Raw genomic sequence first — 20256 nt, 5'->3', positions numbered from 1 at the left:
CCAATACCTGCTCAGCCGTGGCCTGCGTATTCCTGCCGATATAGCAATACTCGGCTACGACAACATGGTAGGCGTTGCCGAGCTGTTCTATCCACCACTGACCACCGTGCAACTCCCTTATTACGAAATGGGTCGCCAGGCCGCACAACATTTGATCGAAAATCGGGATGAACCCTTTATTCACAGGATCAATTGTCCCATCGTAGATCGCCAATCCTGGTAAGGCGGCCTCAAGGAACACATGCAATACCAACACCGGCTCACGCTGATACGCATGCATGCCGCGAAACCTCAAAAGCTCTTGCGATAAAACAGATCGAGCGAACTAGCCAGGCCGCTTACCGCCTCAAGAAAGATACTTTGCGTCAAGCGATAGCGCAGACCGATGGTACTGCTGGGTTCGAAGACGCCGAAGCCATAGCGCAGCGATAACCGGTCATTGATTTTGCCGCTGGCCACCACACTGGTCGCATCGCCCGTACCCTGGCTATCCAGTTCGAAATCCTGGAACCCCAGGGTCTGGGCCAGCGCGCCGGTGATCGAGGCGCTACCCGCCAGCCCCAACCCCAAGGCAGCACGGGCAACAAGATTGCTGTCGTCGGCATCACCCCCCAATGCATGCCCGGTGATCAGGTAGGAAAGCGCCTGTTCCTGAGCCATCGTCGGTTCGGAAAAGACGGTGACCGTCGGCTGTGCCGCATTGCCGGCAATGTGCAAGCCTGCCACCACGCTTTCGCTGCTGATGGTCCTGACCGCTTCGATATCGAGGTACGGCTGGGTCAGCGAGCCAATGAACAGCAAACGTGCACGACGCACGCTCAAGTTCTGGCCATAGGCCTTGTAACGGCCGTTGTTCAGGTTCAGCTCGCCGCGTCCGTCGAGGTTATCGCCAATATGCATGTAACCGGCCAGATTGGCTTCGAGACCGAAACCGGAAAAGGTCAGCTTTTCCTTGCCGACCACGACATCGATGTCCATGGCGACCTGCAAGGACGGTGCTGCTTTTTTGGTCTCATCTCCGACTATCACGGTATCGCTGGAAACACTCACTGTTGAAGGCGGGAGCTGACGGACGGTGATCTGCCCGCGCGGGACCTCGACCTTGCCGGTGACGGTCAGGCGCTCTCCAGCCAGGCCGATCTTCAAGGTCGGAGTGACATCGAGCTCGGCATAGGGCTCGACGGCTATCGGCAAATGCTGACCACTGACAGTCATATCGAGCGCCAGAGCATCGGCCCAGGCCAGGGTGCCATCGATCCGTCCCCGGCCTTGCTTGCCGCTTTGCCAGGAGCCGTCGATACGCAGTAGCTCGCCCTGGATTCCCAACCTTACCTGCAGGTTCTCCAGGCTGGTCGGCAATTGATTGCCTGCAATCACACCGTTGCTCAGGATCAACTGTCCATTCACCTGCGGTTTTTGCAAGGTACCGCCCAAACGACCGTTGCCGTTGAGCTTGCCTTCCAGGCGATCGACCTGCGGGACGAAAGGACGCGCCGTAGCGAGATCGACCCCGCTCAGTTGGAAATCGCCACTCAGTGGCTTGGTCTCACCTCGTGGGTCGATGATGACATTCGCTTGCAAAGTCCCCAGGGCATTACCCTGGAAAGTGAGATGGGTATCCACCTGGTGCGGCTTCAACTGACTATCGATCGACAAGGTCTGATAGGGAAAATCCAGCCAGTTGTCCCGCTCCCGCATGCGCAGGACACCGGGACCAGCATCGATCCGGATACTTCCATTCGGGCCGGACTTGGGCAGATCCAGCTTGAGATCGGCGTTCAAATCGCCCTTCCAGGCAAAATCGTCCGGCATGAATTGGGCAAGGCTTGCCAACGGGAAATTGCGCAGGCGGTAGCGCAATTGCGGCTCAGGCATCAGGCGTTGGCTTTCCGCACAGAGACTGGCCGGTCCGGAATCCCAGCAGTGGGCTGCCAGCGTCAGGCGACCATTGCCCAAGCGCTCGATTGCCGTCGGCTGGCGCAGCGCCCATTTCTGTCCGCTGGCAGCCAGGTTGACACTGGCAAGGCGACCACGCCAATCCTGGCCACGCAAACTGCCATCCACGGCCAGTGCCAGATCCAGCACAGCGCCTTGCAGCGTCAGGTTGGCTGCGTGCCGCTCACGCGTACCCTCGGCAGTAATAGTCAACTGACCATAATCCTTGCCAGCGCTGCTCACACCCTTGGCATCCAGAGCCAGCTTCAGCCTTTCACCCGGATTCAGCGAAGCCGCCAGCGTCATCTGGCGCAAGCGTTGCTCCGCGAAAGCCAGCCCTTGTCCGTTCAGGTTAAGTTGTCCTTGCGGCGCTGTTGCCGTACCGGACAGCTCGAGCCGCCCTTTTACCTGTCCGGTCAGGCCGGGCCACACCTGAGCCAGGCGCGGTAGATTCAAATCCAGCTGACCGGCCAGTCGCTCAGCCCAGCAGCCCTTGCCCTGGATCCGGTTATCACCAAAACGGAATTGCAGATCGGCCAGATCCCACCGATTACCCTCGCCGGAAGCCTGCAGGCGCAGATCGGTAGGCTGCTTGCGCAAGCGCCCGTTCAGGCCGAGTTCGATCTGGGCCGCAAGCGTCTCATTACGCAACGTTCCCTGGCTGACCAGTAATCCACCCAGATTACCCGGCAGTTCGGCAACCCAGTAGGCAGGGTTCAGCGAACTCAACTGCAACCGGGTTTTCCAGTCGATACCATTGGCGAAGCCAACCGTCACATTGCCGCTAGCCTTGCCTTGCCCGGCAACCAGTTCCAGCTGTGGCAAATTCAGGCGCTGCAGAGTGCCGTCGAACGGACTTTTGAGCGTGAAATCGCCCGCCGGCCCTTGCAGCGCGGCAGCGAAATTGCCCTGATAGTTACCGTCATCGTAATTGACCTGCGCAGTCAGATTGCGCAGATCGACCGGCGGCTGCTCGGCAAGTGGGTAAAGCCGCTGCCAGGGAAACTCGTGCCAGTCGAGCCTGGCCTGGGCCTTGAGAGCCTGCTGCCAATCGGCCTTACCCCGCACCAGCAATCGACGCTTGTTTCCGGCATCCAGTTCGAGCTGATCGAGCCTGGCACCTTTGCTATCCACCAGCCCGTCCAACGCCAGGCGCACGGCACCGCCCTGCCCTGGCAGCAACGCGGTTCCGAGCAGCTGATAACCGGTTTTCAGATCGCCTTTGGCGGTCAGTTCCAGCTCCTTCAAGGTCAGGGTATCCGGTAGCTCGGGGCTGGCCTTGAAGGAATCTGCTGTCAGACGGATTTCCGCTGGCAAGGCTTCATCCAGCGGACTCAGGCGACCGGCCAGGCGCCCGTTGAAGTACCCCTGACTATCGACCTTGAGGTCGATCCGCTCGCGCAGCGTGCCATCGATACCGAGCGATACCTTCCAGTCCCGCTGCACCAGGCCTGCCAACGATGCTTCGCCTTGCAGTTGCAACGGCCAGGCGCCACTGGGTTGCAATCGCCCATGCAGGCCCAATTGCAAGTCTTCGCGCCGAACTTGCAGAGTGCGGATTTCGATCCCGTCCTGCTGCCAGTCGGCCGTCAGCAGCAAGCTCTGTAATTGCTCAGTCGTATTGAAACGCAGCTGACCGATTTCGATCCGGCCTACCGCCAAGGCTACAGGCAGCTTGATGTCCGGCAGGCTGAAAGGCTCGCTGGCCGCCTCATCATCGGGGCTTGACGGAAAAACCAGATCGATGTCGCCGGTCTGCAATTCGTTCACGCAAAGCGTCAGTTGCAGCAGGCAGGACGGTTTCCAGTCGAAGACCGGCGACATCACCTCTACACGGCTGCCGTCCTGGGTCCAGAGCAGACGGGCAGCCTGCCAGCGACCGCCCAGGCGACCGCCGAACTGCTCGACCTGCAATCCCGGTACACGCTCCAATACCCAGCGACTGCCGGCAGTGGTGCCCAGGAGTGTAGCGACACCACCGATCAGTACCGATGACAGACCAAGAAGACTCCAGCCGAAAATCCTGGCTATGCGTTTCACAACTCCGGCCCCATCGAGAAGTGGAAGTGAATCCCGCCACCATCATCCAGCGGCTGGGCCAGATCGACCCGTATCGGGCCGACCGGGGAAACCCAACGGACGCCCATGCCGACGCTGGTCTTCAGAGCGGGCGCATCCAGCGAATTGAAGGCATTACCCTGGTCGATAAAAGAGGCGATCCGCCATTTATCGGTGAGCGAATACTGATATTCGGCACTGGCCGCGACCATGAAGCGCCCACCGATCCTGTCGTTGTCGGAATTGGTCGGCGACAAGTCCTGATAATCGTAACCCCGCACACTCTGATCGCCACCGGCAAAGAAGCGTAGCGACGGCGGAATGGATTTGTACTCGTCGGTCAGGTTGCCACCCAACTGGATTCGCCCAAGGAAACGGTGTCGCTTCCAGAGTGTAGTGAGCCCCTTGAACAGCATTTCGCTACGCAGCAGGTCGGCATTCGACAGCACCCCATCCTTGGCGGCGGACAGTTTGAACTCCAGCCGATAGCCCTGGCTCGGATTGATCCGGTTGTCGCTGCGCATGTAATTGAAGGCGACGCCAGGCATCAGGAAGGTACTGGAACCGGAGTCGTCACCCCGGTGATAATCCTCGTTCAGCCACTTCAGCGAAAGCACCCGCTGCCAGCCGTTCTCGTATTGGCTGTGCCACTCCGGGCCAAGCGTCAACAGGCTGCTCTTGCTGTCGGTCCCGGCGATTTCCTGATACTGGTAGCCGCCGGCGTAGCGCAGCTTATTGGTCAGCGGCGGATCGAGCGGTATTTCATACCAGAAACCGATGTTCTGCCGGGGATCGGAAAGCTCCATCTGAGCACCGTAGCTGTGTCCTTCAGGGTTGACCCAGTGGCGTTCCCAGTCGAAGCTCAGGCGCGGTCCGATATCAGTGGAGAATCCCAGGCCGACCCCGAGCGTACGCGGCTCCTTGGTCGTCAACTGGACAGCGACGGGAATACGCTGATCCTTCGCCATGGCCGGGTTGGCATCCACCCGCACGCCATCGAAATAACCGCTGGATTGCAACGCCTGGTTCAAGTCGACGATCAGGCTTGAGTCGTAAGGAGTATCGCGTTTGAAAGGCACCATGCGCTGTAACAGATCCTTGTCGAAAGGATCGTCCCCATTGAAGGCAACCTCACCCAGCCGGTAACGAGGACCACTGTCGTAGAGCAGCTCGATATCAGCCTTACCTGCGGCAGGATCCACCACCAGACGCTGGCGAGTAAAGCGCCCGGCGAAGAAACCGTAGCGGGATGCCAGGTTGAGGATCTGCTGCTTGGTTTCTTCATAGACGCCGTGATCGAGAATGGCGCCTGGTTTGAGCGAATCGCCGATTCCCTTGAAATCGCTCAGTTGCGTAGCATCGCCTTCGATACGCACCGAGACGTTACGCAGGCGTACCGGCGATCCGGCATCGATCCTGATGATCAGCCGGGGAGTGCTGCCACCACGCACTTCGGTTTGAATCCGTCCCTGGTAATATCCAAGCGCCTGCAGTGCCTGCTCTGCCTGCCTATGGGCGATGGAGCTGTAGCGCAGCAACTGCTCTTCGTCCCGGTTGCCCAGGTCACCGACGTGATTCGTGACGTTTTCTTTCAACCTGGCATTGCCGGGCTTGATACGGACTTCCAGTTCCGCCGCCATTGCGCTCGCAGGTACAAGCGACAATAGACCAACCCAGGCAAACACCTGCCATGTTCTGATATGCATGGTTATTGATACTAGCATGCTTGAGCGGCTGGCTTGCCCTTTCGAACATGATGAAGGAGAAATGGATAGCGCGCGATTACCTGCAGAGACAGCTAAAATCCCGATTTTTCGCGGAAGCCACACAATGAAACTCGTTTCCTTCAATATCAACGGATTGCGTGCAAGACCGCATCAATTACAGGCACTGATCGATAGACATCGTCCAGACATCATTGGTTTGCAGGAAACCAAGGTCGCAGATGAACAATTTCCCCAGACGCAAATCGAGGCCTTGGGGTATCACGTTCACTTCCATGGCCAGAAAGGCCATTACGGCGTCGCCCTGCTGTCACGCCAGCCGCCTCTGGAGATCCACAAGGGGTTCGCGAACGATGGCGAAGCGTCGCAAAAGCGCTTCATTTGGGGGCGTTTCGCCGATGCCGGAGGTAACCCCATCACAGTAATGAACGGTTATTTTCCGCAAGGTGAAAGCCGCGATCATCCGGTCAAATTTCCAGCCAAGACGCGTTTCTACGCCGACCTGCAAGCCATGCTGGAGCAGAGCTTCGCCGCCGACGCGCCGCTGGCGCTCATGGGCGATTTCAATATTTCGCCGGAGGATTGCGATATAGGAATAGGTGAAACCAATGCCAAACGCTGGCTGCGTACCGGTAAATGCAGCTTTCTACCGGAAGAGCGCGAATGGATGGGCAAGCTCAAGGCCTGGGGCCTGCAAGACAGCTTTCGCGCCTTGTACCCTGAAGTGAGCGACCGTTTCAGCTGGTTCGATTACCGCAGCCGCGGCTTCGAGGATAATCCCCGGCGCGGACTGCGGATCGACCTGATCCTGACTTCGACGGCCTTGCAAGCCAGGCTCAAAGACGCGGGAGTGGACTATGATCTGCGTGCCATGGAGAAACCCTCGGATCATTGCCCCATCTGGGTCGAGCTGGACTGAAACGAAATGCCGAACGGGCGCAGACGATCCTCCTGCGCCATCGTACGCTCAAGCCACCGCCGTGCTCCAGTTGATCACGCCCAGCTGCCAGGTCGCCAGAATCAAAATGCCGAAGGCGATCCGGTACCAGGCGAAGGCCGCATAGCTGTGATTGCCGATGAACTTGAGCAGCGCACGCACCGCAAGCATGGCGAAAATAAAAGAAGTGATAAAGCCGATGGCGAATATCGGCAGGTCGCTCTGCTGGAACAGATCGCGGTATTTGAACCCCGAGTAGACCGCCGCCCCGACCATGGTCGGCATGGCGAGAAAGAAGGAGAACTCCGTCGCGGCCTTGCGCGAAAGGCCGAACAGCAAACCGCCAATAATGGTCGAGCCGGAACGGGAAGTACCAGGAATCAATGCCAGGCACTGGGCGCAACCGACCTTCAAGGCCAGCTGCCAGGTCATATCATCCACCGTCTCGGCCTTGATGCGATGCTCGCGGCGCTCGGCCCAGAGCATCACAATGCCGCCGATCACCAATGCCGTAGCCACGGTGATCGGATTGAACAGGTAATGATGGATCAGATCGGAAAACATCACACCAAGCACCACGGCCGGCAGGAAGGCAATCAGCAGATTGACGGTAAAGCGCTGGGCCTGGGCCTCCCTCGGCAAACCGGTCACGATATCAAGAATCTTGTGCCGGTACTCCCAGACGACCGCCAGGATAGCGCCCAACTGAATGATGATGTTGAAAGCCTGGGCCCTGTCTCCGCCAAAGCCGATCAGATCGGCCACGATAATCTGGTGGCCCGTGCTGGAAATTGGAAGAAACTCAGTCAAACCTTCGACGACACCCAGGATCAGCGCCTGAACGGCAGCCCATAGATCCATCTACCACTTCCTTAGCGACAGCGATCGCAACGAAAAACGAAATAATGATGCCAGCCTATCGACGAGCGCTGTTCTGACTCGCCAGGAACGGGAAAATTCAATAAGAACCGAAAGGGTTACCAGATTTTATGGAACCACCCTTTTCCATGCACAGCGGTAGGCAAAAATATTTGCTGACAGCACATTGGCAATGCTCCCGAAAATCGATTGAAGCCCTGTCAGCGCTGGAAATCATGGTTACGTCGAAAAATATTCTCGCCCATGGCCCGAATCTGGCCATCGATCAACGCATCAAATGGTTTGAGCAATGCATCGAAGCGGCCAGTGCCTTCCAGCAGATTCAATGCCGTGACAATCGCCTCAAGAGTAGACAACGCGCCAGGTATGGACGCCTTGCGCAAGCGATAGCGGGAAACCGCGCCTTCCGGCAGAGAAACGCGCGGCAAAGCGGCCAACGCCGGATTCAAATAGAGTAGCTTGCGCGCTTTACGCCAGGTGCCATCCGGCACGATCAGGCGCAGCGGCCGGGCCGACCCAGCCAGCTCCGCAAGAGGAACAGCTTCCGGGCCGGGAAACAGCAGGTAGCTCGACGGGTCCACAATGGACGGGTCGGCAAACTGTTCACCGATCCGTAACTCGGCATTTTCCAGGCTCAATGCTGCCAGCCGAGCCGTATTCAAAGCATGCCGGGTTTCGCTTGGATGTTGCAGGATCAATACCCGAGTACGGCTCGGCAAGCATGGAATCAGCGAGCACAAGCAATAGCTGTCCGGACGCTGGCAACGGGGGCAGTACGCGCGAGGCATGGCTTCTCTAGCTCCGAGAATCGAGAGAAAATTACCACCTCAACCATAGACTGCCAGAATTACGCTGGATGCCTTGAATGCCGCACAGGCTCGCTTGCCGACTGCCAGTTCCATATTCAGACAACTTTCATGGCTGACAACCGCGGTAACGCTACGCCCGGATGGCAAGCGCAGGGTTATCTCGTCATTTACCGAGCCACGATGGATATCGGCGACTTCGCCCCATAACTGGTTGCGAGCCGTCAAGGCCAGGCCAGGTTCGGCATTCAGGATCACCGATGAAGACTTGACCAGGGCGACCACTTCCTTACCGATGCCCAACTGCAGGTTTTCGGCACTCTCCTTGGTAATGATCGCGACGATCTCGGATTCATCATCGATCCGCAGATCCACTTCATAATCCACCCCACCATCACGCAAACCGATGACTACCCCGGAAAACTGGTTGCGGGCACTGGTGCGCAACGAAATCTTGCGCATCAAGGACTGAAATTCCTGGATATCGCCTGCCTGGATATGCGCCAGGCGCTCGGTGAGAAGATCGAGGGCGGCCTGATATTCGATTTCCAAGGCACGATACATAGCGATCAGGCGGCGCCCATGCTCGGTAAGCTGCGTCCCCCCACCCTGGCGACCCCCGCTGACCCGTACGACCAAAGGCTGCGCAGCCATATTGTTCATGGCATCGATAGCGTCCCAGGCTGCTTTATAGGATAAGGGAACGGCCTTGGCTGCCTGGTTGATGGAGCCATACTCGTCGATCATTTCGAGCAACCGGATGCGTTTATCGGAAAAGGTTCCGATTTCGGTTTCCAAAGACAAGCGGCCGATGAATCGCGGAGGGGTCTGCTCGGACATGATATGTTGTTTTCCTATCTGACTTGCTCGATGACAGCCTGCTGTAGCCCCAAGCCATACACGCAAATCACATTCCAGAGAATCGAGACAGGCGACGCAAGGTATCCAGCAGACTGTGGTTCCAGCTTGCGACACCATGCTGGCGGCAGGCCTGGAATGGCTTCATTATACGGACCGAGCAGACAACAAGCTGTCTTCCAAGTCCGTGTTCATAGTGACTAGAATCTGCCAGGCAGAGCCCTACTGGACGGTTTCCTGCTCACTGAACATACCGTCGAAAAGCATGGAAGAGAGATAACGCTCACCCGAGTCCGGCAAAATCACGACAATGGTCTTGCCCTGCATATCGGGATGCTCGGCCAGGCGCACCGCTGCCGCCATGGCAGCACCACAGGAAATACCGCAGAGAATGCCTTCCTCGCGCATCAGGCGCAGGGCCATATCCTTGGCCTCATCGTCGGCGATCTGCTCGACACGGTCCACGATCGACAGATCAAGGTTCTTCGGCACGAAACCGGCACCGATACCCTGGATCTTGTGCGGGCTGGGCTTGACCTCTTCACCGGCCAGCGTCTGGCTGATCACCGGGGAACCGATCGGCTCCACTGCCACGGACAGCAGCGGCTTGCCCATGGTTTTCTTGATATAGCGTGAAACACCAGTAATGGTGCCGCCGGTGCCCACACCGGCAACCAGTACGTCGACATTACCGTCGGTATCGTTCCAGATTTCCGGGCCGGTAGTCTTTTCATGAATGGCCGGATTGGATGGATTCTCGAACTGCTGTGGCATGAAATACTGCTCGGTATTGGCAGCAGCAATTTCAGTGGCTTTCTCGATTGCCCCCTTCATGCCCTTGGCCGGCTCGGTCAGTACCAATTCCGCGCCCAGCGCCTTCAGCACCTTGCGCCGCTCCAGGCTCATGGAGGCCGGCATGGTCAGGATCAGCTTATAGCCACGCGCCGCAGCGACGAAGGCCAGCCCGATCCCGGTATTGCCGGAAGTGGGTTCCACTAGGGTCATGCCCGGCTTGAGCCTGCCGGATTGTTCGGCATCCCAGATCATTCCGGCACCGATCCGACACTTGACCGAATAAGCCGGGTTACGCCCCTCGATCTTGGCCAGAATGGTGACGCCCTTGGGGCCTAGACGATTGATCATTACCAGCGGTGTATTGCCAATGGAACGTGCGTTATCTGCGTAGATTCGAGTCATGGTTCCTACTCTTGCTTCAAAGTGATTCGGACGCGCACCAGCCTATGCCCAGGTATTGCACTCGTCCAGCCAACAGCCCTTGATCGATGACAGCTTCACTACTGTCGGTAACAACGCGGTAAACGGTCATCGGTTGAAAAAGCCATCATTGCATAAACAGATAACGTTATAGTCGAGCATAGACACGAAATTGCCTTAGAGACCGGCCCGAGGAATCAATCCATGAAGTTCGAAGGCACCGCCGCCTACGTCGCCACCGACGATCTCAAGCTGGCAGTAAATGCCGCGATCACCCTGCAACGCCCCTTGCTGGTAAAAGGCGAACCAGGTACCGGTAAAACCATGCTCGCCGAACAGTTGGCCGAATCCTTCGGCACCCGGTTGATCACGTGGCATATCAAGTTCACCACCAAGGCACACCAGGGGCTTTACGAATATGACGCGGTCAGCCGCCTGCGTGACTCGCAGTTGGGGGTAGAGGGCGTTCACGAGGTAAGCAACTACATAAAGAAAGGCAAGCTCTGGGAAGCCTTTGAAACAGATGAGCGCGTCATCCTGCTGATTGACGAGATCGACAAGGCGGATATCGAGTTTCCCAACGATCTGCTACAGGAACTCGACCGAATGGAATTTTTCGTCTACGAGACCGGCGAGACGATCAAGGCCAGGCAACGGCCGATCATCGTCATCACCTCGAACAACGAAAAAGAGCTGCCGGACGCTTTCCTGCGTCGCTGCTTCTTCCATTACATCGCCTTCCCGGATCGCGAAACGCTGCAGAAAATCGTCGACGTGCACTTTCCTCGAATCAAATCGACGCTGGTCAGCGAGGCGCTGAACATCTTCTTCGATGTGCGCAGCCTGCCGGGCCTGAAGAAAAAGCCCTCGACCTCGGAACTGGTCGACTGGTTGAAACTGCTGATGGCCGACGATATCGGCGAGGCTGTGTTGCGCGAACGCGACCCGACCAAGGCCATCCCACCTCTGGCCGGCGCACTGGTGAAGAACGAGCAGGACGTGCAGTTGCTGGAACGGCTGGCGTTTATGAGTCGACGCGGCAATCGCTGACCGCCCCTCCGTCGCTACAGGAGTATCGCCATGCTACTCAACCTGTTCAACGAAATGCGCGCGGCCAGAGTGCCGGTTTCGGTACGCGAGCTGCTCGACTTAATCGAAGCATTGGAACAGCGTGTGATATTCGCCGATATGGACGAGTTCTACTTCCTGGCGCGCGCCATCATGGTCAAGGACGAACGTCACTTCGATAAATTCGACCGCGCTTTTGCGACCTACTTCAATGGGTTGCAGAACCTCGAACAACTACTCGAAGCATTGATTCCCGAAGAGTGGCTACGCAAGGAATTCGAACGCTCGCTGAGTGCCGAGGAGAAGGCGCAGATCCAGAGTCTGGGCGGGCTGGACAAGTTGATCGAAACCTTCAAGCAACGCCTGGAAGAACAGAACGAGAAGCACGCCGGCGGTAGCAAGTGGATCGGCACCGGCGGCACCAGCCCGTTCGGCTCGGGCGGCTACCACCCTGAAGGCATTCGCGTGGGCGACGCCGGCAAGCGTCAGGGCAAGGCTGTGAAGGTCTGGGAGCGCCGCGACTATCGCAACCTGGACGATCAAGTGGAAGTCGGCAGTCGCAATATCCAGATGGCGTTGCGCCGATTGCGCAAGTTTGCCCGCGAAGGGGCGGCGCAAGAACTGGATATCGATGAAACCATCGAACATACCGCACGCGATGCCGGGCTTTTGAACATCCGCATGCGCCCCGAGCGGCGCAATGCCGTGAAGCTGCTCTTGCTGTTCGATATCGGTGGCTCGATGGATGCGCACGTCAAAACCTGTGAAGAGCTGTTTTCCGCCTGCCGGAGCGAATTCAAGCACATCGAGTACTACTATTTTCACAACTTCATCTACGAAGCGATCTGGCGCGACAACCTGCGGCGCAACTCTCAGCTTACGCCGACGCTGGATGTGCTGCACACCTACGGGCCGGATTGGAAGGTGGTGTTCGTCGGTGACGCCTCCATGGCGCCTTACGAAATCACTCACCCCGGAGGCAGCGTCGAACACTGGAACGAGGAAGCCGGCTATCTCTGGATGCAACGCTTCATGGAGAAATACCGCAAGCTCATCTGGATCAATCCCTACGCGCAAAGCTATTGGGGCTATACCACATCCATCGGTATCGTCCGCGAACTGGTGAACGGCCACATGTATCCATTGACCTTGAGCGGGCTGGAAGAAGGAATTAAGTATCTGGCACGCTGAATCCGCCTTTGCGCCCAGGCATGAAACACGGCATCAGAGTGCCGCTACGGCTATGGCGGCTATGGGCAAACAGCGACAGGCGCAGACAGCCTCCTGCCGCTATTGCTCCTCTATCTGCCCACGTACGACGCACTCGCCATGCCGCCACAGGCTCCAGCCGCCAGACGGATGGCTGGTCCAGGTTTCATCGTGGGTCAAGTCTTCCGTGGCGAGCACGGTCACTACATCGTCAGGTGTGGTGACGGCCTGGAAATCCACACTCATGTCAGCATCCTTGAGCCTGGCAGGGCCAAAAGGAGCCTTGCGGGTGATTTCCACCAGCTTGGTGCTGCAGAAACTGAACAGCCAGTCGCCATTACTGAGCAGGCAGTTGAATACGCCACTTTTTCGGTACTCGGCACAGGCCCGCGTCAGGACAGGAATCAGTCGCTCCGCCTCGACCGGCCCGGAGAAGGCTTCCCGGACACGGTTGAGCATGTCGCAAAACGCCTTTTCACTATCGGTATCGCCAACCGGCCAGTAGAAGCCCTTGGGCGGATGAAAATCGGCCAATTGGCCGTTATGTGCGAAGCACCAATTGCTGCCCCAGAGCTCGCGAACGAAGGGGTGGGTATTGACCAGGCAGATCCTGCCGATATTGGCCTGGCGGATATGGCCAATCACGATCTCGCTTTTGATTGGATAACGTCTTACCAACTGCGCCACCTCGGAATCGACGCTGGCCTTCGTATCCTGGAACAGACGTAGCCCGCGGCCTTCGTAAAACGCAATCCCCCAGCCATCCTTGTGCGGACCGGTATTGCCGCCACGCTGCATGAGCCCGGTGAAGCTGAACAGGATATCGGTAGGGACATTGGCGCTCATGCCGAGCAATTCGCACATGCCGTGTCTCTCCGTGAGTGAAAACACTGGACATCGAGTAAACAGGTACTGGACTTTTTCGTCCAGTCTTCTACCTGGATCGCCGGGCACTCACGCGCGTGACCCGGCTCCTGCCGAGCTATCGAGGCGTGCATCCTCCCTGGCGATGCTTTGCATGCGCTCGCGCAGGGTTCGCTGATCCTGCAATCGTTCTTCGGCACGCTGCTGCTCGATCTGTTGCTCACGATTGCGCTCGAAGAACCAGCGCGCCAGGGCAAACAGCAGGTACAGGGAAAAACCGATCAGGGCGTACAACGCCAGATCCGGGATTGCGTGCAAGGCATTGTTGCCCAGTTTGAAAGCAGCCTCGAACACAGCGGTGGCAAGCGCCGGAGCGTAGAGAGAGCGATCGGGATCGACAATGGTCGGCGTGAGCAGCAGTACGGCCAGCGCCAGGCGCAATGGTTCACGCAACAAGCGCCACATCCAGCGAGTAAGGCGAAACCATACTGCCAGGCAACCGACCGCCCCGATCAAATAAATGATCCAGACGATCGCGTAGTCATTATCGAACATCAACATGCAAAGGTCCTCGTCGAGGCCGAACGTGCGACAAAAAGGGTAAGGGCATGATAGCAGGCAGCGATTAGGATCATCCGCAGGCAACCCGCTGAATTCGCTCCGCCGACGACGCCTCGGAGTCCCTGCAACGCTCGCAGATTTACTCGGGATACCGAAACAGCCGGATAATCGACTGTTATATAGTTCATAACAGGCCTCAAGGGAGAACCACCATGTCCTACAAACATATTCTGGTCGCCATCGATCTGACCGACGAATGCCTCCCGGTCATTGCGCGCGGCAACGAACTGGCCCGGATCAATGGAGCCCGATTGCGCCTGGTGCATATCATCGAACCCATGGCCATGGCCTTCGGTGGCGATGTGCCGATGGATCTGTCGATGATGCAACAACAGCAATTCGAACAGGCCCGCGCACAGATGAAGAAATTCACTGCCCAGTATCCGGAGCTGACCACAGAGCAATGCCATCTCGCCTATGGCCAGCCGCGTCAGGAAGTACACCGCCTTGCCCAGGAACAGAATTGCGACCTGATCGTGGTCGGTAGCCATGGCCGCCATGGCCTGGCTTTGTTACTGGGCTCCACAGCCAACGATATCCTGCACGGCGCACCTTGCGATGTGCTGGCGGTACGGCTACCCAAGGAAGAATAGCGAGCAACCCGGTCAGGTATCGCGGACACTGCTCGATTCGATGGCGCGAACGGAGGAGGCAAGGCTCCTCCACAAAGCCGCCTCACCCGGCCATGGCAGCGAGCTACTCTTCCAGCTCCGCCCAGCGCTCTACCAGTTGGTCCAGCCCTTTCTGCAACACTTGCAAACGGGCCAGAGCAACGCTGCTCTCCTCTGCCGAGCGCTGGAAAAAGGCCGGATCAGCCATCTCTTCCTGCAAAGCCTTGATCGCTCGCTCAGCCTCCTCGATCTGCCCCGGCAGTGCTTCCAGCTCTCGCTGCAATTTGTAGCTGAGCTTTTTCTTCGGCGTTGCCGGCTCCGAAACAACAGGCGCAGGCACAGTATTCGGTGCGGCTGTCTTCTTTTCCGCAACCCGCTCTTCACCAACGCCCAACAAGCGGGGCGAGCCGCCCTGACGCAGCCAGTCCTGGTAACCGCCGACATATTCCCGGACCTGACCATTCCCTTCGAACACCAGCGTGCTGGTAACCACGTTGTCGAGAAAAGCCCGGTCGTGGCTGACCATGAGTACGGTACCGGCGAAATCCAGCAGCACTTCCTCCAGTAACTCCAGGGTCTCCACATCCAGGTCGTTGGTCGGTTCGTCAAGGATCAGCAGGTTGGCCGGCTTGCTGAACAGCTTGGCCAGCAGCAAGCGCGCACGCTCACCGCCCGACAGCGCCTTGACCGGCGTGCGCGCGCGCTGCGGGCTGAACAGGAAATCGCCCAGATAGCTCAGGACATGCCGGCTCTGTCCATCGATGCTGATGAAGTCGCGTCCCTCGGAGAGATTATCGATGACGGTCTTTTCCAGATCCAACTGGTGGCGAAGCTGATCGAAATAAGCGACTTCAAGCTTGGTACCGACATCAATCCGCCCCGAAGTTGGCTGCAAGTCTCCAAGCAGCAGCTTCAACAGAGTCGTCTTGCCGGTACCGTTGGCCCCTAGCAGACCGATACGATCGCCCCGTTGCAGGACCATGGAGAAATCATGGATCAGCGGCTCGCCGCCGGGATGAGCAAAACCGATATGCTCGGCGACGATGACCTGCTTGCCGGATTTGTCCGCCGACTCGATCTGGAAGCTGGCCTTGCCCTGGCGGTCACGCCGCTCGTTGCGCTCTGCGCGCATGGCCTTGAGTGCCCGTACCCGTCCTTCGTTGCGGGTCCGGCGCGCCTTGATGCCCTGGCGAATCCAGACTTCTTCCTGTGCCAGTTTCTTGTCGAACAAGGCATTGGCGGTCTCTTCCGCCGCCAGTTGCTGCTCTTTATGAACAAGGAAGCTGGCGTAGTCGCCGTTCCAGTCGATCAGGTGACCACGATCCAGTTCGAGAATACGGGTTGCCAGGTTCTGCAGGAAGGCCCGGTCGTGGGTGATGAACAGTACCGCACCGTTGAAGCCTTTCAATGCGTCTTCGAGCCAGGCAATGGCACCGATATCGAGGTGGTTGGTCGGCTCGTCGAGCAGCAGCAGGTCAGGCTCGGAAACCAGCGCCTGGGCCAGCAGTACGCGCCGCCGCCAACCACCGGACAGCTCGGCCAGAGTCTTCTCGGCCGGTAGTTGCAGGCGACTGAGCGTACTTTCGACCAACTGTTGCAGACGCCAGCCATCTCGCGCTTCCAGATCCTGCTGGACATGCATCAACGCATCCAAGTCGTCGTCGCCCTGAATATGCTGGCTGAGATGGTGATACTCGGCCAACAACCGGCCGACCTCGGCCAGCCCCTCGGCAACTACATCGTAGACCGTACGCTCGTCAGCGCGTGGCAGCTCCTGGGGCAACTCGCCGATCTTCAGCCCCGGCGCCCGCCAGATCTCGCCATCGTCGGCTGGCTGCGTACCCTGTACCAATCGCAGCAGGCTGGACTTGCCCGTGCCGTTCCGACCGATGATGCACACCCGCTCGCCTTTCGCTATCTGCCAGGAGACGTGATCGAGCAAGGGCGTCGCCCCATAGGCAAGGCATACATCGGTGAACTTGAGCAGGGTCATGGGTACCTCCGGAATGAAGCGCCATTCTAGCAGAAGCGCCAGGGCTGCAAGCCGCCCGGATCAGCGGCCCAAAATCTTGAAAAACGTGTGATTGCTTCCAATCTCCAACACATCCAGCAGCTTTCTGCCGGGCCGCATTTCACTGGTCATTCGGGCAGGTTAAGCTAGGATGAATCACCTACCATCCATTCTCCTCGCTTCCGGAACTATCATGCGCGGTCGACTCGTCCTGCTCTGCTGTAATCTGTTCCTCTGCGTCTACGCTTTCGATGGCACTGCCGCCACTCTGGCTGAGCAACGCCGCTACTATGATGAAGCCAAGCAGGCGCTGGCCAAGGGCAACACTGCCCCCTACCGGATGTATGCCCAGGCGCTGCGCGACTATCCGCTGGAACCCTATCTGGCATACACCGAGCTGAATGCCCGCCTGGACACTGCCGGCAAGACCGAAGTGGATGAATTTCTCACCGCGCATGGCGATCTTCCGCAGAGCCGCTGGATGAAATTGCGCTGGTTGCGCACACTGGCCGGGCGCGGTGACTGGCAGGGTTTCATCCGTCACTACGATCCATCGCTCGATTTTGCCGAACTGGATTGCCTGTACGGGCGCTATCAGTTGGAAAACGGCATGACTGCAGACGGTTATGCCACAGCGGAGCGCCTGTGGCTGATCGGCAAATCACAGCCCGATAGCTGCAATCTTCTGTTCGACCGTTGGGCCGCAGCCGGCAAGCTCACCCAGGAGATGCTCTGGCAACGTACCAAGCTGGCCATGGAAGCCGGTAATCCCGCTCTGGCCAGCAGCTTGACCAAGCAGTTGACGACCCTACGCCGGCAGGGTGAACTGCTTATGGATGTCGCCAAGAAACCACAATTGCTGAACCAGCCCGAACGCTTTCTCCCAGCCAGCGAAGCCATGGGCGATGTCGTCGGATTCGGCTTGCGCCGTCTCGCTCGCCAGGACCCGGAAAGAGCACTGGCCATGCTGGAAGACTATGCCAGGCGCCTGCAATTCTCGGAGAGCGAAAAAGTCGCTCTGGCTCGCCAGATCGGCCTGATTCTGGCCCGGCGCTTCGATAGCCGCGCACTCGCAGTGATGGCCAAGTACGATCCGCAATTGCGTGACGATACCCTTACCGAATGGCGGGCCCGCCTGTTGCTACGGCTTGGCCGCTGGGACGAGGTGTATCAGCTGACCCAGCGCTTTCCGGAGACCCTTGCCTCGACCAATCGCTGGCGCTACTGGCAGGCACGCAGCCTGGAACTGGCACGCCCACAGAGCGAACAGGCAGCCCAGCTTTATCGGCCAGTCGCCCAGGAACGGGACTTCTACGGCTTCCTTTCCGCCGACCGTATCCAGGCGCCCTACCATTTGCGCAGCCAGCCGCTGGTTCTGGATAACCGAGTCATGCAGCGGGTTCGTAATGTGGCCGGCATTCGCCGTGCCATGGAGCTGCATGCCCGTGGCCAGATCGTCGATGCACGGCGCGAGTGGTATCACGCCAGCCACCTGTTCAAGCGCGACGAACTGGTTGCCCAGGCCCGCATAGCTTATGACATGGGCTGGTATTTTCCGGCCATTCGCACCATCAGCCAGGCCAAGTACTGGGATGATCTAGACATTCGCTTCCCCATGGCCCATCGCAGCAATCTGGTACAGGCTGCCAATCAGCGGGATATCCATCCAAGCTGGGTTTTCGCCATTACTCGCCAGGAAAGCGCCTTCATGGCCGATGCCCGCTCGCAGGCAGGAGCAAGTGGGCTGATGCAACTGATGCCGGCCACCGCCAAGGAAACCGCCCGGCGCTTCGGTATTCCGCTGGCATCGCCGCAACATGTGCTGAATCCGGATACCAATATCCAGCTTGGAGCTGCTTACCTGAGCCAGATCTACGGGCAGTTCAACGGCAACCGGGTACTGGCATCCGCTGCCTACAACGCAGGCCCCGGCCGGGTTCGCCAATGGCTACAGGATGCCCGGCACCTGTCTTTCGATGTATGGATCGAGAACATTCCCTTCGACGAAACTCGCCAGTATGTGCAGAACGTTCTGACCTATGCCGTCATCTACGGACAGAAACTCAACGCACCACAACCTCTGGTGGAATGGCATGAGCGGTTCTTCGAGAGTCAATAGAACCAGAACTGGCGGCTTCAGCTCACACCACGCCTGAAGCTTGCCAAAATACCGAATCATCCGCGCTACGCGGATGATTGCGCATCGCACCCACCGCTTCTTCCGGATCGATTACCGACAAAGCGCTGTACTGGATTCACTCACCGCCTGTTGCCTCCCCAGGTTCGGCATCACTATTGGCTTTCAATAAAGGAGAGTCGGCTGGCAAATGCAGGCGCAATGCCTGGGGCTGTATTGAAAAATGCATGCGCTCGTTCGAAGCCGGCTCGCCATCGAGATTGATATCCAGGGCCTCGGGAAAGCTCACATCTATCCAAGGTAGACGAGCGTTCAGCGAGATAGCCTCTACGCCATGCAGGCCTCTGGCCAGCAAGGTACCCAAGGTACTCACTGTATCGGTGGGGGCCGGAATGATGCACAGATCAAGCAAACCATCGTCGATAAGCGCACGTGGGCAAAGCTCCTGACCGCCACCTGCTTGTCTGCCATTACCGATGCCAAAAGCAAAAAAGTCGCCCTCCCACTCGAAATCCGGACCATGGAAACGACCGCGCACCGAATGAACCTCGGCAAAACGGGTCAATCCGGTCAGAAGATAAGCCCCTCCCCCCAGGAATCGCTTCAGATCTTCAGAAGTATTGGCCGTGACCTGCGAGCCAAAGCCACCCGTTGCGATATTAAGGAAAAAGCGCGAATTCATTTTTCCCAGATCGACGGCAACGGGAGGCGTATCAAGCAATTCCAGCGCATCGACCGGCTCCAGCGGTATACCTGCCGCTGTGGCGAAGTCGTTGGCCGTCCCTAGTGGCAACAGAACCAAACTGGCCTCGCCCTTAGCCTTGAGCAGCGCATCGGCAACCTCGCCCAGCGTGCCATCGCCACCGCCGGCAACCAGTATGGAGTGGCCGTCGGCCAGTGCTTCCTGTACCAGCCTGGATACATCACTGGCTTCCCAAGTAACACGCACCGACAGATCCCAGCCTCGCTCGCGCTGTAAATGAACCGCAGTTCTGATGCCTTCATTGTTGGCCTGTTTTCCATTGAGAATCAGGCAAGCTCTGAGTTTGCTCATTACAGCTCCTTTAAGGTCCGGTTTAGGTTTCATTATGACCGTGACGAAACGTCAACGAGCCTTGGTCCGGCAACATCAGAATGGTCATCGGAAAACGGCGATTTCATTCGCTATTGATGAAATCCGACCAAGCTGACTATTCCAGCACCAGGCATCAGTTCGGTCCGAAACCGGTCGTCAGAATAAAACTGACTCCTGCGTCAATAATCACCCTAATGAAGCCGAACGTTGCAAAAAACCTGCAAGTCTCTTCATGAACATAAAAAACC

At 58.1% G+C, this 20256-nt stretch carries 16 protein-coding genes; 6 read left to right on the top strand and 10 right to left on the bottom strand.

Translation table 11 applies throughout. From position 1 onward, the window contains the following. Positions 1-223 (top strand): substrate-binding domain-containing protein (locus FHR87_RS15920; protein ID WP_183167717.1); only part of this gene is annotated, 223 nt, incomplete at its 5' end. A 68-nt stretch (positions 224-291) separates the two neighbouring features. Here the strand turns inward: FHR87_RS15920 and FHR87_RS15915 are convergent. Further along, positions 292-3975 (bottom strand): translocation/assembly module TamB domain-containing protein, encoded by a 3684-nt coding sequence (locus FHR87_RS15915; protein WP_183167716.1) that lies wholly within the window; start codon positions 3973-3975, stop codon positions 292-294. Beyond that, entirely contained in the window at positions 3972-5633 is a 1662-nt protein-coding gene (locus FHR87_RS15910) for an autotransporter assembly complex protein TamA (protein WP_420826751.1), read from the bottom strand. The genes FHR87_RS15915 and FHR87_RS15910 overlap by 4 nt, the downstream gene beginning before the upstream one ends. 190 nt (positions 5634-5823) lie before the next feature. On the opposite strand from FHR87_RS15910, the gene xthA reads away from it, so the two are divergent. Continuing rightward, a complete protein-coding gene (gene xthA, locus FHR87_RS15905; protein WP_183167713.1) occupies positions 5824-6636 on the top strand; it encodes an exodeoxyribonuclease III in 813 nt (270 codons plus the stop codon). Positions 6637-6684: 48 nt separating this feature from the next. Here the strand turns inward: xthA and FHR87_RS15900 are convergent, their stop codons facing one another. From FHR87_RS15900 to cysK, 4 genes are all read right to left on the bottom strand, one after another. Next, entirely contained in the window at positions 6685-7515 is an 831-nt protein-coding gene (locus tag FHR87_RS15900; RefSeq protein WP_183167711.1) for an undecaprenyl-diphosphate phosphatase, read from the bottom strand. 218 nt (positions 7516-7733) lie between these two features. Continuing rightward, positions 7734-8321 carry a tRNA-uridine aminocarboxypropyltransferase gene (locus tag FHR87_RS15895; RefSeq protein WP_183167709.1) on the bottom strand — a complete coding sequence of 196 codons (588 nt, stop codon included), beginning with the start codon at positions 8319-8321 and terminating at the stop codon, positions 7734-7736. Positions 8322-8360: 39 nt separating this feature from the next. Further along, positions 8361-9179 (bottom strand): TOBE domain-containing protein, encoded by an 819-nt coding sequence (locus tag FHR87_RS15890; protein WP_183167708.1) that lies wholly within the window; start codon positions 9177-9179, stop codon positions 8361-8363. A gap of 240 nt (positions 9180-9419) precedes the next feature. After that, on the bottom strand, positions 9420-10394 hold the full coding sequence (gene cysK / locus FHR87_RS15885) for a cysteine synthase A (protein ID WP_183167707.1): 975 nt from the start codon (positions 10392-10394) through the stop codon (positions 9420-9422). 222 nt (positions 10395-10616) lie between these two features. Between cysK and FHR87_RS15880 the strand changes: the two genes are divergently transcribed. Further along, on the top strand, positions 10617-11462 hold the full coding sequence (locus tag FHR87_RS15880) for an AAA family ATPase (protein WP_183167705.1): 846 nt from the start codon (positions 10617-10619) through the stop codon (positions 11460-11462). 30 nt (positions 11463-11492) lie between these two features. Continuing rightward, positions 11493-12671, top strand: a complete 1179-nt coding sequence (locus FHR87_RS15875; protein WP_183167704.1) for a vWA domain-containing protein — start codon at positions 11493-11495, stop codon at positions 12669-12671. A gap of 99 nt (positions 12672-12770) precedes the next feature. Here FHR87_RS15875 and FHR87_RS15870 read toward each other — a convergent pair whose 3' ends face one another. Beyond that, a complete protein-coding gene (locus FHR87_RS15870; protein ID WP_183167703.1) occupies positions 12771-13553 on the bottom strand; it encodes a class II glutamine amidotransferase in 783 nt (260 codons plus the stop codon). 90 nt (positions 13554-13643) lie between these two features. Then, complete coding sequence (locus FHR87_RS15865) at positions 13644-14114, bottom strand: MFS transporter (RefSeq protein ID WP_183167701.1); 471 nt, start codon at positions 14112-14114, stop codon at positions 13644-13646. A 212-nt stretch (positions 14115-14326) separates the two neighbouring features. Here FHR87_RS15865 and FHR87_RS15860 point away from each other — a divergent pair, with 212 nt between their 5' ends. After that, positions 14327-14767: a universal stress protein gene (locus FHR87_RS15860; protein WP_183167699.1), complete on the top strand. Its 441-nt coding sequence runs from the start codon at positions 14327-14329 to the stop codon at positions 14765-14767. Positions 14768-14870: 103 nt separating this feature from the next. Here FHR87_RS15860 and FHR87_RS15855 read toward each other — a convergent pair whose 3' ends face one another. Further along, entirely contained in the window at positions 14871-16778 is a 1908-nt protein-coding gene (locus FHR87_RS15855) for an ATP-binding cassette domain-containing protein (protein WP_183167697.1), read from the bottom strand. Positions 16779-16989: 211 nt separating this feature from the next. Between FHR87_RS15855 and FHR87_RS15850 the strand changes: the two genes are divergently transcribed. Next, positions 16990-18915, top strand: a complete 1926-nt coding sequence (locus FHR87_RS15850) for a transglycosylase SLT domain-containing protein (RefSeq protein ID WP_183167696.1) — start codon at positions 16990-16992, stop codon at positions 18913-18915. Positions 18916-19051: 136 nt separating this feature from the next. On the opposite strand, the gene yegS is transcribed toward FHR87_RS15850, so the two are convergent. Next, positions 19052-19987, bottom strand: a complete 936-nt coding sequence (gene yegS, locus FHR87_RS15845) for a lipid kinase YegS (protein WP_183167695.1) — start codon at positions 19985-19987, stop codon at positions 19052-19054. Positions 19988-20256: the final 269 nt, after the last annotated feature.

Source organism: Azomonas macrocytogenes (assembly GCF_014191985.1).
Classification (GTDB): domain Bacteria; phylum Pseudomonadota; class Gammaproteobacteria; order Pseudomonadales; family Pseudomonadaceae; genus Azomonas; species Azomonas macrocytogenes.
Note: the sequence above shows the minus strand (reverse complement) of the source record. Positions and strands in the feature narration are given on the sequence as shown.